This is a genomic window from Photobacterium sp. J15, from assembly GCF_963870815.1.
In the GTDB taxonomy this organism is placed as follows: domain Bacteria; phylum Pseudomonadota; class Gammaproteobacteria; order Enterobacterales; family Vibrionaceae; genus Photobacterium; species Photobacterium marinum.
In genome coordinates this window covers 3,591,939-3,607,891 of sequence record NZ_CAWMUI010000001.1, presented here as the reverse complement: position 1 = coordinate 3,607,891, position 15,953 = coordinate 3,591,939, and the positions used below count along the sequence as shown (strand labels likewise).

Genomic DNA, 15,953 nt, shown 5'->3' with positions numbered 1-15,953 from the left:
CTTTACTAGATGAGGATTACAGCTACGTATCTGGCTTACTAGCCGCTACGGGCAAGGAAGCACTATTAAAACGTTGTCGGCGTAGCTGCGACGATGCGCTGATTATACGCACCATTGACTATAAAAGAAATCTGACCCTCGGTGATTGCGTTTCATGGTGTGGTGTACATTGGCGGGCGGTTCTGGCTATAATCGCCGGTTAATATCAGCCAGCTAAAGGTAACATCAATGCGTCCAAGCGGAAGAAACGCCAGTCAAGTACGTCCTATTACTATCACCCGTAACTTTACAGCTCATGCTGAAGGTTCGGTGCTTGTTGAGTTTGGTGATACCAAAGTTATCTGTACCGCCAGTGTTGAAGAAAATGTGCCACGCTGGCTGAAAGGTAAAGGACAGGGTTGGGTTACCGCTGAATATGGCATGCTGCCACGCGCGACTCACTCGCGTAACCGCCGTGAAGCGGCGAGCGGCAAGCAGGGTGGCCGTACTATGGAAATCCAGCGCCTGATCGCACGCAGCCTACGCGCCGCTGTGGATCTGGAAGTGCTGGGTGAGCAGATGATCACGGTTGACTGTGATGTTATCCAGGCTGACGGTGGTACTCGTACTGCATCAATTACCGGTGCCATGGTTGCCCTGGTTGATGCCATCAACTACATGCTGGAAAACGGCATGTTGAAGAAAAGCCCGCTGAAAGGCATGGTGGCTGCGGTTTCTGTCGGCATCTATAACGGTGAGGCGATTTGCGATCTTGAATATGTTGAAGACTCGGCTGCCGAAACCGATATGAATGTGGTGATGACCGAAGAAGGCAAGATGATTGAGATCCAGGGGACGGCCGAAGGCGAAGCCTTCAGTCATGAAGAATTGCTGGCGATGCTGGCCCTGGCGAAAGAGGGCATTGCCGATATTATCAACGTTCAGAAGCAGGCGTTGGAAAATTGATTTTGAAGCGGTTCCTATTGGAGCCGCTTTTTTTTGGCCTGAACTTATCCTCCATGGATAAAGGAAACAGGTTTAGTCATAGCACTCGCGTAATTTGAATCGCATATATAAGGAGAAACCATGAAAGCATATCAGCGTCAGTTCATCGAATTTGCTCTGGAGAAAGGAGTTCTGAAGTTTGGTGAGTTTACTTTGAAATCTGGCCGTAAGAGCCCGTACTTTTTTAATGCGGGTTTGTTTAACACGGGTCGTGACCTGGCACGCCTGGGCCGTTTTTACGCTGAAGCTTTGGTGGATGCAGGTATTGAATATGACGTGCTGTTCGGCCCGGCTTATAAGGGTATTCCGATTGCAACGACGACTGCGGTTGCTCTTGCGGATCATCATGATGTCGATACGCCGTACTGTTTTAACCGTAAGGAAGCCAAAGACCACGGTGAAGGCGGTAACTTGGTCGGCAGTGCACTGGAAGGCCGCGTAATGCTGGTTGATGATGTGATCACGGCCGGTACTGCGATTCGGGAATCGATGGAAATCATCAAGGCTAACGGTGCGGATTTGGCCGGGGTGCTGGTTGCCATCGACCGTCAGGAAAAGGGTAAGGGTGAGCTGTCAGCGATTCAGGAAGTAGAACGTGACTTCGGTTGTGCCGTAATTTCGATTGTGTCGCTGGGTGATGTGGTGAGTTACCTGGAAGAGCAGGATGGCATGGAAACCCACCTGGAAGCGGTGAAAGCCTATCGTGCTGAGTACGGGGTTTAATTTAACCGCCGGACCCGAAAACAAAAAGCGAGAGGTATTGACCTCTCGCTTTTTTATTCTGAAAGCATCGTTGATGCTCTTAGCCGAGCTGGGCGCTTAGCAGCTGCCAGTATTCGTCGAAGCTGTCAGTGGGCTTGTATTTGAAGTTAGAGCGGACAAAACGGTTCAGGCTGCCTTCAACCTGGCCCAGAAGCTGGGCTGCCAAGATGTTTTCATCGACCGGGAAGCCTTTGCCTTCGCGCAGTTTACGCTCGCGCAGGATTTGGCGCAGCTGGGTTTCAATACGCTCAAACAGCTGGTTGATACGCGCTTGCAGGCGGTCCTGTTCAAACATCAACGCATGGCCGGTCATGATGCGGCTCAGGCCCGGGTTGCGCTCAGCAAAGCCCAGGATCAGCTGTAGAACCATGCGCAGGCGGTTCAGGGTGTCTTTTTCGTCATCCAGGATACGGTTGATTCGTGTGGTGATGGCGTCTTCGATAAACTCAATCAGCCCTTCGAACATTCGGGCTTTACTTGGGAAGTGGCGATACAGTGCGGCTTCAGAAACCCCTACCTGAGCTGCCAGCTTGGCTGTTGTAATTCGCTGACTGCCTTGGGCAGATTCCAGCATTTGTGCCAGCGCCTGCAAAATTTCTTCGCGGCGATTGTTCTTTTTGTTGCCTGCCATGAATAACCGATCCTTTTCGAAATGAGACTGTCACCGGACAGTTTGAAACCCGCATATCTTAGCGACGGAGCTGAACGGTGAAAAGCATGAGCTTTAGATACTGATCTATTTATCGACAAAAAAAGCCCAACCTGAAGGGCCGGGCTTTATATTTGCGCTTATTTGTTTACTTCGCCAGCAGAGGTTTAGCTACGGCCTGAGTGGCCGAAACCGCCTTCGCCACGGTCGGTGGCGTCAAAGTCTGAGACGATGTTGAAGTCAGCCTGAACCACAGGAACAAAGACCAGCTGGGCAATGCGGTCGCCCGGCTCAATGGTGAATGTGCTGTGGCCGCGGTTCCATACAGAAACCATCAGCTGGCCCTGGTAATCCGAGTCGATAAGGCCAACCAGGTTGCCCAGTACGATACCGTGCTTATGGCCCAGCCCAGAGCGCGGCAGGATAGTGGCCGCCAGACTCGGGTCGGCAATGTGGATTGCCAGGCCGGTCGGTACCAGGTGAGTCTGCCCCGGCTCAACCGTCAGGGCTTCATCCAGACAAGCACGCAGATCCAGACCCGCAGAACCTTCAGTTGCATAGGCCGGAAGCGGGAACTCGTTACCAACTCGTGGGTCGAGGATTTTCAGATCAATTTTTTTCATGCTTGTTCTCTTTGTATAGGGTGATGATTTCACTGATTAGCTGCTGGCCCAGTTCATGTTTGGTGCAAAGCGGCAAAGCTTTGTCGCCGGCAGACCAGAACAGGTGCAGGGCATTGTTGTCGCTGTTGAAACCCTGACCCTGCTGCGAAACATCATTGGCGCAGATCAGGTCCAGGTTTTTGCGGCTCAGTTTACCGCGCGCGTATTGTTCCACATCCCGGGTTTCAGCTGCAAACCCGACTGTGAACGGACGCTGTTCGGTCAGTGCGGCAACGCTGGCGACGATATCCGGGTTTTTCACCAGGCGCAGGATCATTTCATCTTCGCCGTCTTTTTTCTTCATCTTCTGGTCTGCAACTTCTGCCGGGCGGAAATCAGCCACTGCCGCACAGGAGATGAAAATATTGTGTTGGGTTGCTGCATCCATCGCGGCCTGATGCATTTGTTCGGCGCTGGCGGTATCAATGCGTGTAACACCAGCCGGGGTTGCCAGGTTGACAGGGCCGCTGATCAGGGTGACTTCCGCACCGCGTTTAGCCGCGGCTTCAGCAATGGCATAACCCATCTTGCCCGAGCTGTGGTTGGTCAGGTAACGCACCGGGTCAATGGCTTCACGTGTCGGGCCGGCAGTAATCGCGATTTTGATGCCTTCAAGATCGGCTGGCTGGAAGAAATCTTCAGTCAGGTGAACCAGAACCATCGGGTCTAGCATACGACCCGGACCGACATCACCGCAGGCCTGCTCGCCGCTGTCCGGCCCCCAGATGTGAAAGCCGCGACGCTTCAGGGTCGCAATATTTTCCTGAGTGGCAACATTGCGGTACATCTGCTGATTCATTGCTGGTGAAACGGCAATTGGCGAGTCTGTTGCCAGGCACAGAGTGGACAGCAAATCATTGCCCATGCCGGCACTGACGCGGGCGATCAGGTCGGCGGTAGCTGGTGCCAGCAGCACCAGATCTGCCCATTTTGCCAGCTCGATATGACCCATCGACGCTTCCGCCGCCGGGTCGAAAATGCTGTCTGAAACCGGGTGGCCGGATACCGCCTGCATGGTCAGGGGAGTAATAAATTCCTCGGCTGCCCGGGTCATGACGACACGGACTTCAGCGCCGCGCTCAATTAGGCGGCGTGTCAGTTCGGCGCATTTGTACGCCGCAATTCCACCGCTGATACCCAGAAGTATTTTCTTTCCTGCCAGTGTTTGCATCGTTTTGCCTGTCTCTCTGAACCTGTGAATTCGGCAACAAGATAGCACCAAAGGGCCGGAGAATCATCGGCCGAGATCAACTGGGAATCTCGGAGAAGTGCAAATTTTTGTTATTTATTCCTTGGGGGAATGTCATTTTTGTCGGGTTGGTCATGGAATAAAACCCTGCAATAAATAGGGTGAAAGAAGAAAAATTATTCTAAGTAATGCAGGAAATACCCAGATGGAATTACGTTGCCGCGGCAAATTGCTGCTACTTGTTTTACTGCCCGTTGTACTTGTTGCCGGCCTTGTTAACTTTGTTTATCTCTCCGAACAGAAGACCAACCTTGCGGAACAAATCAATGCCTACCGCACCCAGACTGTCACCATGAAGAAAGAGGAGTTGAAAGGCGCCATCCAGTTAGCCAGAACGGCAATTAATGATCTCTACAGCGCCGATCAGAACGGTGAAAATATTCAGGCGGCGAAGAAGATTCTGACCGCGATGCGTTTTGGCGAGGACGGCTATTTCTTCGCTTATGATTCGCAAGGCGTTAATACCATGCATGCGGCCCAACCGAAGCTTGAAGGTAAAAATCTGATTGGTGTCGTTGATGAAAACGGCGTGAAGGTGATTGCCGGATTGATTGAGGCGGCCAAACAAGGTGATGGCTTCCTCCATTTTAGCTGGCACAAACCGTCTATTGACGCGACTGCGCCGAAACTGGGTTATGCCGAGTACCTGGCAAAATGGGACTGGGTGCTGGCGACCGGTGTCTACATTGATGATATTGATGCAGACGTAGCAGCATTCCAGCAGCAGGCTGAAGCGAAATTCCAGCGCCAGGTGTGGATATCTCTCGGCATGACGCTGGCGGTGATTATTTTTGCTGGCTTGATTGTGCTCTGGGTGACCGGACGGGCGATGCAGCCGCTGAACCATATGGTTGAGGCTTTGAAAGACATAGCAGCCGGTGGCGGGGATTTGACCGCACGTCTGGATGTGACGGCAAATGATGAAATCGGCGATCTGGCAACAGCCTTCAATGATTTTATGGCAAAACTGCAACAGCTGATCGGTGAAATCCAACAAGTCGCAACGCATGTTGATAAAGCCTCCCATGCTCTGCAACAGCAAACGGAAGCCGCAGGCGGACAGATGGAGCAGCATAGCCGCGAAACCGATCAGGTGGTGGCGGCAGTCACTGAGCTGAGCGCTTCTGCCCGTGAAGTAGCGAATAACACCATCAATACCGCAGAGGCGACGCAGGAAGCGACTAACCAGACTCAGGCGGCGCAACTGGAAGTCGATACTGTGGTCAGTAGCATTGAGCAGTTGGCCGGGGATGTCGACAGTGCAGCACAGGCGATGGATGTGCTCAATGAGCAGGCCGAGCAGATTAACTCCGTGTTGAGCGTGATTGGTGCCATTGCCGAGCAGACAAACCTGCTGGCCTTGAATGCAGCGATTGAAGCGGCGCGGGCTGGTGAGCAGGGACGGGGATTTGCCGTTGTGGCCGATGAAGTGCGTTCCCTTGCCGGGCGTACCCAGCAAAGTACACAGGAAATCAACCAGATGCTGGCAGAGCTTCAGTCAGGAACCCGTAAGGCGGTTGAGGCGATGGCTGTGAGCCAGCAGCGAAGCCAGACCACGTTAGGTGAGTCACATAAGATCACCGAAAGCCTGGCTACGGTGACGGAAGCGGTGGCTTGTATCAATACTATGGGCACGCAAACGGCGACGGCGGCTGAAGAGCAAAGCTGTGTTGCCGAAGAAATTAATACTAACCTGGTGTCGATTCAGCAGATCCTGAGCCGCTTGGTTGAGGCGCTGTCCGGTACTCAGGCGACTACTGCCCAACTGGCCGCTTCTGGCGAGCAGATGCGTTCGCTCGTAGGTCAGTTCAGGGTGTAATGTAACCACCTGAAATTATTGCGAGGGTTTTCCCACAACTTAAGGGGAGTGCTTGTTCTTCCTATTCGGTCGTCCTCTTCTGTAGTTTGTGACAGAAGGGGACAACATGTCTTTAAAATTATTACCGATTGCCTCCCGGCCGAGGGAGAAGCTGTTATCTCACGGTCCGGCTGCCCTGACTGATGCCGAGCTGTTGGCAATTTTTTTGCGCACCGGGGTTACCGGAATGAATGCGCTGGAGTTGGCGACGCACTTACTGGATGAATTTGGCTCGCTGCGGGCTTTGTTGGCGGCGGGAAAAGAGGATTTTTGTCGTCATAAGGGGCTTGGGCCTGCGAAATATGCTTTATTGCAGGCGGTAATGGCGATGAGTGAACGCCATTTTGCTGAAACTTTGTCCAAAGGAGATGCCCTGACCAGCCCTGAATATACCCGTCGGTACCTGAGTCAGGTTCTGCGGGACCGTCATCGCGAAGTTTTTTTTGTGTTATTTTTGGACAATCAGCATCGAGTTCTGTCTGGAGAGGCATTATTTGAAGGAACAATCGACGCTGCAAGCGTATATCCGCGGGAAATTGTAAAAAGATCACTGGAACTTAATGCAGCCGCGCTCATTTTAGCGCATAATCACCCGTCAGGCGTCGCAGAGCCAAGTCAGGCCGACCGTCGAATAACGCGCAAGATCAGTGATGCACTAGCCTTAGTGGATATTCGTGTCCTCGATCATTTTGTTGTCGGCGATGGAGAAATTACTTCTTTTGCTGAACGAGGTTGGCTATAAAATGAGCCGAAATCGAACAAAATGTTGCGAAAGGATCTGCTCGGGACTTGAGCAACTGGTTTTGACTTAGTATAATGCGCGACCTTTGATAGCTATGGTTAGATGAAAACTTGATTTTCATTTGGCTAACCATGGTTGATATCGAGCTGAAACGATTTGGAGAAGACAGTAATGTCCCGTGTATGCCAAGTAACTGGTAAGCGTCCTGTAACGGGTAACAACCGTTCACACGCACGTAATGCCACCAAGCGTCGTTTTCTGCCGAACCTGCAAACTCATCGTTTCTGGGTAGAAAGCGAAAAACGCTTCGTTAAACTACGCCTTTCTGCAAAAGGTATGCGTATCATTGATAAGAAAGGCATCGAAGCTGTTCTTTCTGATATGCGTGCTCGCGGCGAGAACGTTTAAGAGGATTTGAACAATGGCTAAAGGCATTCGTGAGAAGATCCGCCTAGTATCATCTGCTGGTACAGGTCACTTCTACACTACCGACAAAAACAAGCGTAACATGCCAGGCAAATTCGAGATCAAAAAATTTGATCCTGTAGTTCGCAAGCACGTTATGTACAAAGAAGCTAAAATCAAGTAATTGGTTTTATCTGTTCTTTGATAAAAAACCCGGCATTAAGCTGGGTTTTTTTATGTCTGCTATATACTCCCTTTCTTCGACTTTCTTCTATTTGCCCATTTATTGTTATGATTTAATGAAAGCTTTATCAGACCAAATTGATTTCAGAGCAATTTTGCAGGCCGATTAGCTGTTCTCAATTTGGTGGTTATTGAGTAGAAGGAAAATCATGGCAATTAAACTGTCACGCCGGGGTTGGAATAATGTCATCATTATTGCTGTTATTCTTTTTATTGCTGTGGTGCAGTTTCCGGAATTAATTCGACAGCGACAGGCTCCTGTTGAACAGGCCGAGTCAGACACCTCCCTGCAATCACTGCTGCCTGAACCGGCACAAATCACTAAGCTGTATCTGCCTCATCATACGTTTACCTTACAAGAGAGCCTCTGGGTGGCCGAGCCTGCCATCAATGTCTCACCAAAAGTTGTGGTGGATAACTGGCAGTCTATCAGTGGTACAGTAGTGGGGGATGAGATGATGGCTCAGCTGAAATCTCAACTTGGCACACCGAGAACGGTTGAGATCTGGTTGCAGTCGTTGGAAGAGCCGGTTCGGGTAACTGTCTATCAGTTACCACAGTTTTGGCTGCTGCAAAGCTGGCAGGGTGCCTGGTTGGCGATTTCTGTCGAAGAGTCCTACCTGTTTCCCCTTTGATAACTATTAATGGAATAGCATCATGCCTGAGTTACCAGAAGTTGAAGTAAGCCGGATGGGAATATCGCCTCATGTGGTCGGGCAGACAGTGGAACGGATTACTGTCCGTAACCCGAAGCTGCGTTGGCCGGTGCCGGAGGAAATTCGACAGATTGAAGGGCAGGTGATCCGCAAGGTAAGTCGCCGGGCAAAATATTTGCTGTTGGAAACGGCTGCCGGGGCGGCGATTGTCCACCTGGGGATGTCTGGTAGCCTGCGGGTGTTGCCGGCAACGACGCCACCAGAGAAACATGACCATGTTGATTTGGTGTTAGCGAGTGGCGAATTGCTTCGATACAACGACCCGCGTCGGTTCGGAGCCTGGTTGTGGCAGACGGCTGATGAAGAACACTCGGTTCTGGGTAAGCTCGGCCCTGAGCCGCTGAGTGATGCATTTACTGCGGACTATTTGTTTGAGCGGGCGCAGGGTAAGCGCACAGCGATCAAACAGTTCATTATGGACAACCAGGTTGTGGTTGGGGTGGGGAACATTTATGCCAATGAGTCCCTATTCAGCGCCGGAATCCACCCGAAACAGGCGGCGGGCAAAATTTCCCGCCAGCGTATGGGCGTGCTGGTGGACGAAATTAAAGCCGTGCTGGCCTTTGCGATTAAACAGGGCGGAACAACCCTGAAAGACTTTAAAAATGCCGATGGCAAGCCGGGTTATTTTGCCCAGGAGTTATTGGTTTACGGTAAAGGTGGTGAGCCTTGCCCGCGTTGTGATAAGCCGTTGAGTGAAATGAAAATCGGCCAGCGGGCGACTGTTTTTTGCAGTGATTGTCAGAAAGAGGGTTAGTTTTACTTAACCCTGCTTTCAGCATCATTGACCATATTTTTGCCGTTTTTGTATGTTGCAAAGCAGAGCGGAGTGCTAAGATCCTGCGTTATTGATTTACTCTCAGTAGGTATGACTTGTTGCACCGTCTGGTGGGACTGGGTTGAGGAATGTTATGAAATATCTTGTGACCGGCGCAGCCGGCTTTATTGGCAGTGCTGTGGTTGAACGCCTGTGTGAGCAGGGACATGAGGTTATTGGTATCGATAACCTTAATGACTACTACGATGTTGCTCTGAAAGATGCACGTCTTGAGCGCATTACTCATCCGACATTTACTTTCATCAAGATGGACTTAGCCGATCGTGACGGTATTGCGAATTTGTTTGCTGAGCAGAAGTTTGATCGAGTTATTCACTTGGCCGCTCAGGCAGGGGTTCGTTATTCCATCGATAACCCAATGGCATATGCCGACAGTAACCTGATTGGCCACCTGACAATCCTGGAGGGTTGCCGTCATCATAAGGTGCAGCATCTGGTTTATGCATCATCTAGCTCTGTTTACGGCCTCAATCAAAAGATGCCGTTTGATACTGCTGACAGCGTTGATCACCCGGTATCGCTATACGCAGCGACGAAGAAGTCGAATGAGCTGATGGCACACACTTACTCCCATCTTTACGGGGTTCCGACTACCGGCCTTCGTTTCTTTACCGTCTATGGTCCGTGGGGGCGTCCGGATATGGCATTGTTCAAATTCACGAAGAAGATCGTGAATGGCGAGCAGATTGATGTCTATAACAACGGCGATATGCGCCGTGACTTTACTTATATCGATGACATCGTTGAAGGTATTATCCGTATTCAGGATGTGATCCCAGAGAAGACTGAAAATTGGACGGTTGAGTCCGGCACGCCAGCAACCAGCTCAGCGCCATACCGGGTCTACAATATCGGTCATGGCAGCCCGGTTAAACTGATGGACTTTATTGAAGCGATGGAAGAAGCGCTGGGTCAGGAAGCGAAGAAAAACTTCATGCCGATGCAACCGGGTGATGTTTACGCTACTTATGCTGACACGGAAGATTTATTTAAGGCGACAGGCTATAAGCCGCAGGTTAAGGTGAAGGAAGGCGTGAAAGCCTTTGTTGACTGGTACCGTGACTTTTACAAATGCTGATTTGTAGTCCGGAGTTTAAAAAGGAGGCGTAAGCCTCCTTTTTTATTTTGAGCAACGGATTAACCGTGCAGCTTTTTCATAAGGGCGTCAGCGACATATGGATCGACAAACTGGCTGACATCGCCTTTGTGAAGGGCGACTTCCTTGACGATGGTCGAAGAGATAAATGAGTTTTCTTCTGCCGGCGTCAGGAACACGGTTTCAAGTTCAGGCATCAGGCGGCGGTTCATGTTCGCTAGCTGGAATTCATACTCAAAGTCAGAAACAGCGCGTAGACCACGAACCAGAACGTTGGCCTGGTATTCTTTAGCAAAATCAACCAATAGGCCGGAGAAGCCGACAATCTCGACATTGTCCAGGTGTTTGGTGATGGTTTTAGCTAGTTCAACCCGCTCTTCCAAATCAAACAGGGGCTTTTTGCTCGGACTGAACGCAATGCCAACGACCACATGGTCGAACATGGCGGCCGCGCGCTCAATGAGGTCAAGGTGGCCGTTGGTGATTGGATCAAAAGTACCAGGGTAAATAACTCGGGTTGTCATAATTAATACCAGTGAAAATGATGTTATTGAGCTTCAACGTATTATGGTACCAACATATCGAGAGTAGATTTTACTCCATCCAGATCAATATCTTTCATGATATCGCTGCCTTTAACTCGGGTACCCCAAGGCAGTTCGTCGGCTGGTTTGCCATGTTGTTGCTCGGCATGCTGATTGTAAACACTTGCTACATAATCAAGGCTGTTATAGGGGCCGGTGCGTTTCGGGTTGCTGTGAGCATACAAACCGATCACCGGAGTGCCTTGAGTTGTGGCCAGGTGTGCAGGTCCTGTATCTGGGGCTAAAACGACATTCGCCTGACCCAGCAGTGCGGTTAATTGTTTCAGGTCGGTTTTGCCAGTCAGGTTTTCAACCGGGTGCTGACACAGTTTTTCTATTGCTTTACCCAGTTCGATTTCGCGTGGAGCCGGAGAGCCGCACAAAATTACCTGCATGCCTTTGTCGCAAGCATAGTCAGCCAGTTGGGCATAGCGCTCAGTCAGCCAGTTTCGTTCATCTTTACTGGCTGCCGGTGAAATAACCAGAGTGGGTTTATCGCCTGTATACTGTTTGGCAAAGCTGATGTCCTTTTCAGACAGCGGTATATTCCATTCCGGGGCGTCAAAGGGCACGCCCAGGTATTTGGCAAACTCAGCAAAGTTATCCAGAACATGATAAGCGTCAGTGTTTGGCAGATGCTTGTTCGTAAACAGCCACTGTCCTTCTCTGCTGCGGTTGCGGCTAAAGCCGATTTTGTATTTTGCTTTTATCCCCACTGATAGAATGCTGGCTCGCAGTGCTGCCTGCATGTGGAGTAGGGCGTCAAATCGCTGCCCCTTCAGCGATGACCAAACCGTTTTCATACCGGAAAAGCCGGTTTTTTTGTCAAAGACGATAACTTTGATGCCCGGTAGATCGCCAATCAGTTGAGCTTCGATTTTGCCTGTGATCCAGGTGATTTCGGTTTGTGGCCAGTGTTTCTGGATAGCCTGTACGACGGCAATGGCATGGCAGACATCACCGATGGCTGATAACCGAAGAATACATAACGATTTTGGTGGAGAAGCAAAAAGCGCCATTGCTTATACCCATTAATGATTTGGACATGGAATTATGCAGTTCAGGTAACTGATTGTAAAATACTCTGTCAAATCCGGTCTGGAGTTTTAACGTGCAAGAAATCAAATCTGAAAACCAGCGTATCTGGTTTAACCCCGAGTTGTTACCTGAGCAGCCTGATGCTTGTTTTGATCCTGTTTTCTGGCAACAGGCAGGCCGGGTGATAGGCTCAGCTGAGGGCAGGGGGACAACCTGGTTTGTTCAAGGTGAAAAGCTGGATATGGCGTTGCGTCATTATCGTCGTGGCGGATTGTTTGGCAAACTGGTGGCAGATTCGTATTGCTTCCTTGGCTGGCAAAAGACACGTTGCGCGGAAGAGATCGCGCTTCTGGATAAACTTGTACGTGGCGGGGTAAGGGTGCCACGGCCAGTCGCTGCCAGAGCGATTCGCAAAGGACTGTGCTATCAGGCCGATATCCTGGTTGAAAAGATCGCGGAGGCGAAAGATCTTGTCGGGATATTACAAAAGGAAGAACTGCCGACAGCCACTTGGCTGGCTGTGGGGGCCATGGTTCGCAAAATGCACGATCTTCAGGTGTGCCATACCGATCTCAACAGCCATAATATTTTGCTCGATAGCCAACAACAGGTTTGGCTGATTGATTTTGATAAATGCTATGAGCAGGCTGGAGAAGCCTGGAAAGAGAAAAATCTGGCCCGCCTGCACCGCTCGTTCATTAAGGAGCAGGGCAAGCGGGGTATTCACTTTAGTGAGCAATGCTGGCAGGCGTTGCTTGATGGGTACGAAAGGTTTAGTTGTTGAGCTGCTCGTTAAGGGCTGAAAGGGTTTTCTGAACGGCCCCCTGGTTTTGCCTTACAACCGAAAGGGCCGCGGCTCCCATTTTTTGACGCTGCTCCGCCTGCTCAAACAGTTTGATCAGCATCTCTGCCAGTGATTCCGGCCCGTCACAGACCCATACAGCCTCGGCGTTTGTCAGCTGTCGGGTGATATCGGCAAAGTTGTAATAGCTTGGCCCGGTGATCGTCGGTTTGCCCAGTGCAGCCGGTTCCAGCATATTGTGTCCGCCAACGGCATCACCAATTAGGCTGCCGCCCATGAAGGTGATGTCTGCTGCGCCAAGGAAAGTTAGCATTTCGCCCATGGTATCGGCCAGATAGACCTGAGTATCCGCGGTGACAACACCTTCCCGGGTGCGACGGACACAGCTAAATCCGCTGTCAATACAGAGTTGCTCTACCTGGTTAAAGCGTTCGGGATGTCGTGGAACCAATATGAGCAGGCTTTCCGGGAAAGACTGTTGAACCATACTAAAAGCACTCAGAACCTGTTCATCCTCTCCTCTATGTGTACTTGCGGCAACCCAGACAGGACGCTGGTTGCCCAGTTGTTGGCGAAGTTCGGCTGCCTGCTCTGATACACGGTCAAAAATTTGAATATCAAATTTAATTGAGCCTGTGACCGTTACGTTATTGGCCGGAATACCGAGAGAGATAAACCGTTCGGCATCATCCTGGTGCAGGCAAAGCAGGTGGTTGATATGTTTGGCCAGTAAGTTGAACAGTGGCTGAAAGCGACGATAACGGTTTGCCGAGCGGGCTGACAGACGTGCGTTCATGACGATGACCGGAATACCTGCATTGTGCACAGTCGCCAGGGTATTTGGCCACAGCTCTGTTTCCATGATCAGCATAGCCTGAGGTTGGATTGCTCTGAGGAAGCCTTTCACACACCAGCTGAAATCAATCGGCATATAGCGGTGTTCAACTAAGTCCCCGAGTTTGGCAATTTGTTCAGCACCAGTGCTGGTTGTGGTGGTGACTATGACAGGTTGTTCTGGATGCTGTTCTTTAAGCGCTTTTATAACCGGAATTGCTGCAATTGATTCGCCAACAGAGACAGCATGGATCCATACGGGCTTGATGCCATTTTCAAATGTGCTGAGTGCTGGCGTGAAACCGAAATGTTCTTTCCATCGCGGGCCGAATGCTGGTTTGCCTTCTTTTTTTTTGTAGAGACCATACAGAAGCAGCGGGGCCGCTAAACTAAGCAGTAAGGTGTATAACCAGCGAAAGATCATGTTATCTCGTCCTGTGTATCGACTGTCATTATCCAGACGAGAGTGTAAACGATGTCGGTGTGGCTTTGCGATTTTTTACCAACCTTTTGTTGTGAAAGCAGGGAACTGCAGGATTTTCTGGTATGATTGATCGTTTAAAAATGCTCTCAAACTGCTTTTAATCTGTACAGAAGCATCGTTGAAATATCAATCTGGAATTAGCAATGCAACCAAATAGTAATGTGGCAAACAAGGGGCCTTTATATCGTTTCTTGTTTTATGTTGAGCAAAACTATTCTTTTTCGATTCTCCGGCCTCTACAGCAACATGCGAAGTCGTTGGGGCATGAAGTGAAGTGGTTGCTTGTTGGTAAGGATGTATCCAAAAGCTTTTTACTGCCGGGTGAGGAAGCGTTGGATCGTGTCGATAGTGCGGTAGCATACCGTCCTGATGCGGTGTTTGCACCGGGAGATAGGATCCCCAGCTTTATCCCTGGCCTGAAGGTTCAGGTTTTTCATGGTCTCAATGAAAGCAAGCGCGGAAACTTATATCCGGAGCGAGGTCTGTTTGACCTCTATTGCACTGAAGGTCATGAGCGAACAGGAACGTTGCAGCCGCTTGCTGAGCAGCGTGGTTATTTTAAAGTGGTTGAAACGGGCTGGATCAAGCTTGACAGCCTGTTCGGCTTCACTTCGTCTGATGTTGAAGATAACGACAGGCCGCAAATTGCATTTTCCTCTACTTTTTCCCCGAGTCTGTCTTGTGCTGAGTTGGTTTATGAACAGATTAAAGCGTTGAGTCAACAAGGTAACTGGCAGTGGCTGATTACTCTTCACCCTAAGATGGCACCGGAAACGGTAGCTAAATACCGGGCTTTGGAGAATGACAATCTGATGTTTTTCGACAATGACCGAGTGATTGAATTATTGCATCGCGCTGATGTGATGGTGTGTGATAATTCGTCAATCTTTCAAGAATTTTTGTTGCTGGGTAAACCCGTGGTGACGGTAAATAACCGCGAGGTGCAACCGAGCTTTATCAATATTACTCAGCCTGAGGATTTGGCTGGCGCAATTGAGCGCGCATTAAATCCGGATGCGGAGTTGCTGGCGCAAATTACCCAGTATGGTCCGTCGATCACGCCTTACCTGGACGGTAAGTCTGCCCCTCGCGTTTTGACGGCGGTAACTGATATGTTGCAGGCCGGCTGGCAAGATCGCAAACCTAAGAACATCTGGCGCAATCTGAAAATGAGAAAGTCGCTTGGCTATTGGAAGTGGTAACTGTATGCGAAAACATACCCTATCTGTAATACTCATCACCAAAAATGAAGCTGACCGGGTTGAAGGCTGTTTGCAGTCTGTAGCTGCGGTAGCAGACGAAATTATTGTGTTGGACAGTGGCTCGACGGATGAGACTGTCGAGATCTGCCGTCGCTATACTGATAATGTTACCATCACTGACTGGCCTGGTTTTGGCAAGCAAAAGCAGCGGGCGCTGGATAAAGCAAAATGTGACTGGGTGTTGTCGATTGATGCCGATGAGGCGCTTGATAGTGATATGCAGAAAGCCTTAGTTTCACTATTGGAGCAAGATTCCATTGAACATACCGCTTACCGTCTGCCATGGGGCGTGACTCTTTATGGTAAGACATTAAAGTATGGGCGAAGTGCTCGTTCAGTATTACGCCTTTTCAAGCGAGAAGGTTCCCGTTATACCCTGGATGAAGTGCATGAAACAGTGATTCCACCAACCGGTAGTACAGGCGTAATGAAGGGCTTCTTACTGCACTATACGCATCGTGATTATGGGCACGGCCTCGATAAAGCCGCGCAATATGCTTGGTTGGGGGCGCAAAAATATCACCGCAAGGGGAAAAAATCCCGAGGGTTGTTCCTGGCGCTGTTGCGGGCTATCTGGACTTTCTTCCATATTTACATTATTCGCCGGGGATTCTTAGACGGAAGTGTGGGCTTTATTATGGCAATGACCTATGCCCAGGTGAACTTCAATAAATATGTTGGCTTGTGGCTGCTTGAGCGTGAAGACAGACGCTAATATGGTCATCCAGTGTAATGAATAATTTAA

General features: G+C 50.1%; 18 protein-coding genes. 12 read left to right on the top strand and 6 right to left on the bottom strand.

Annotated elements, in window-relative coordinates; genetic code table 11:
- The first annotated feature begins 228 nt into the window (after positions 1 to 228).
- Together rph and pyrE are read left to right on the top strand one after the other, a co-directional pair.
- Entirely contained in the window at positions 229 to 945 is a 717-nt protein-coding gene (rph, locus tag AACQ93_RS16220; protein ID WP_007469451.1) for a ribonuclease PH, read from the top strand.
- Between the two features lie 120 nt (positions 946 to 1,065).
- Positions 1,066 to 1,707, top strand: coding sequence for an orotate phosphoribosyltransferase (gene pyrE, locus AACQ93_RS16215; RefSeq protein ID WP_007469449.1), 642 nt, complete (start codon positions 1,066 to 1,068; stop codon positions 1,705 to 1,707).
- Between the two features lie 79 nt (positions 1,708 to 1,786).
- Here the strand turns inward: pyrE and slmA are convergent, their stop codons facing one another.
- The 3 genes from slmA to coaBC all read right to left on the bottom strand — a co-directional run bounded on the left by slmA (position 1,787) and on the right by coaBC (position 4,228).
- A complete protein-coding gene (gene slmA / locus AACQ93_RS16210) occupies positions 1,787 to 2,377 on the bottom strand; it encodes a nucleoid occlusion factor SlmA (protein WP_007469447.1) in 591 nt (196 codons plus the stop codon).
- Positions 2,378 to 2,562: 185 nt separating this feature from the next.
- Positions 2,563 to 3,018, bottom strand: coding sequence for a dUTP diphosphatase (gene dut, locus AACQ93_RS16205; RefSeq protein WP_064606250.1), 456 nt, complete (start codon positions 3,016 to 3,018; stop codon positions 2,563 to 2,565).
- Positions 3,005 to 4,228: a bifunctional phosphopantothenoylcysteine decarboxylase/phosphopantothenate--cysteine ligase CoaBC gene (gene coaBC, locus AACQ93_RS16200; RefSeq protein ID WP_064606248.1), complete on the bottom strand. Its 1,224-nt coding sequence runs from the start codon at positions 4,226 to 4,228 to the stop codon at positions 3,005 to 3,007. The genes dut and coaBC overlap by 14 nt, the downstream gene beginning before the upstream one ends.
- A 223-nt stretch (positions 4,229 to 4,451) precedes the next feature.
- Between coaBC and AACQ93_RS16195 the strand changes: the two genes are divergently transcribed.
- From AACQ93_RS16195 to AACQ93_RS16165, 7 genes are all read left to right on the top strand, one after another.
- Positions 4,452 to 6,125 carry a methyl-accepting chemotaxis protein gene (locus tag AACQ93_RS16195; RefSeq protein ID WP_064606246.1) on the top strand — a complete coding sequence of 558 codons (1,674 nt, stop codon included), beginning with the start codon at positions 4,452 to 4,454 and terminating at the stop codon, positions 6,123 to 6,125.
- Between the two features lie 106 nt (positions 6,126 to 6,231).
- Positions 6,232 to 6,906, top strand: coding sequence for a RadC family protein (gene radC, locus AACQ93_RS16190; protein ID WP_064606244.1), 675 nt, complete (start codon positions 6,232 to 6,234; stop codon positions 6,904 to 6,906).
- Positions 6,907 to 7,077: 171 nt separating this feature from the next.
- Positions 7,078 to 7,314: a 50S ribosomal protein L28 gene (rpmB, locus tag AACQ93_RS16185; RefSeq protein WP_007469437.1), complete on the top strand. Its 237-nt coding sequence runs from the start codon at positions 7,078 to 7,080 to the stop codon at positions 7,312 to 7,314.
- 13 nt (positions 7,315 to 7,327) lie between these two features.
- Entirely contained in the window at positions 7,328 to 7,495 is a 168-nt protein-coding gene (gene rpmG / locus AACQ93_RS16180; RefSeq protein WP_004405486.1) for a 50S ribosomal protein L33, read from the top strand.
- A gap of 208 nt (positions 7,496 to 7,703) precedes the next feature.
- Positions 7,704 to 8,189: a hypothetical protein gene (locus tag AACQ93_RS16175; RefSeq protein ID WP_198160135.1), complete on the top strand. Its 486-nt coding sequence runs from the start codon at positions 7,704 to 7,706 to the stop codon at positions 8,187 to 8,189.
- Between the two features lie 22 nt (positions 8,190 to 8,211).
- Positions 8,212 to 9,027, top strand: a complete 816-nt coding sequence (gene mutM / locus AACQ93_RS16170) for a bifunctional DNA-formamidopyrimidine glycosylase/DNA-(apurinic or apyrimidinic site) lyase (protein ID WP_064606242.1) — start codon at positions 8,212 to 8,214, stop codon at positions 9,025 to 9,027.
- A 154-nt stretch (positions 9,028 to 9,181) separates the two neighbouring features.
- Positions 9,182 to 10,186: an NAD-dependent epimerase gene (locus AACQ93_RS16165; RefSeq protein ID WP_064606240.1), complete on the top strand. Its 1,005-nt coding sequence runs from the start codon at positions 9,182 to 9,184 to the stop codon at positions 10,184 to 10,186.
- A gap of 59 nt (positions 10,187 to 10,245) precedes the next feature.
- On the opposite strand, the gene coaD is transcribed toward AACQ93_RS16165, so the two are convergent.
- Together coaD and AACQ93_RS16155 are read right to left on the bottom strand one after the other, a co-directional pair.
- Positions 10,246 to 10,728, bottom strand: coding sequence for a pantetheine-phosphate adenylyltransferase (gene coaD / locus AACQ93_RS16160; protein WP_064606238.1), 483 nt, complete (start codon positions 10,726 to 10,728; stop codon positions 10,246 to 10,248).
- Positions 10,729 to 10,769: 41 nt separating this feature from the next.
- Positions 10,770 to 11,807 carry a glycosyltransferase family 9 protein gene (locus AACQ93_RS16155; RefSeq protein ID WP_064606236.1) on the bottom strand — a complete coding sequence of 346 codons (1,038 nt, stop codon included), beginning with the start codon at positions 11,805 to 11,807 and terminating at the stop codon, positions 10,770 to 10,772.
- A 92-nt stretch (positions 11,808 to 11,899) separates the two neighbouring features.
- On the opposite strand from AACQ93_RS16155, the gene AACQ93_RS16150 reads away from it, so the two are divergent.
- On the top strand, positions 11,900 to 12,610 hold the full coding sequence (locus AACQ93_RS16150; protein ID WP_064606234.1) for a 3-deoxy-D-manno-octulosonic acid kinase: 711 nt from the start codon (positions 11,900 to 11,902) through the stop codon (positions 12,608 to 12,610).
- Here the strand turns inward: AACQ93_RS16150 and waaA are convergent.
- Positions 12,600 to 13,886 carry a lipid IV(A) 3-deoxy-D-manno-octulosonic acid transferase gene (waaA, locus tag AACQ93_RS16145; protein WP_064606233.1) on the bottom strand — a complete coding sequence of 429 codons (1,287 nt, stop codon included), beginning with the start codon at positions 13,884 to 13,886 and terminating at the stop codon, positions 12,600 to 12,602. The two genes, AACQ93_RS16150 and waaA, sit on opposite strands and share 11 nt — an antisense overlap.
- A 203-nt stretch (positions 13,887 to 14,089) precedes the next feature.
- Here waaA and AACQ93_RS16140 point away from each other — a divergent pair, with 203 nt between their 5' ends.
- Together AACQ93_RS16140 and AACQ93_RS16135 are read left to right on the top strand one after the other, a co-directional pair.
- A complete protein-coding gene (locus tag AACQ93_RS16140) occupies positions 14,090 to 15,148 on the top strand; it encodes a UDP-N-acetylglucosamine 2-epimerase (RefSeq protein ID WP_064606231.1) in 1,059 nt (352 codons plus the stop codon).
- Positions 15,149 to 15,152: 4 nt separating this feature from the next.
- A complete protein-coding gene (locus AACQ93_RS16135) occupies positions 15,153 to 15,923 on the top strand; it encodes a glycosyltransferase family 2 protein (protein ID WP_064606228.1) in 771 nt (256 codons plus the stop codon).
- Positions 15,924 to 15,953: the final 30 nt, after the last annotated feature.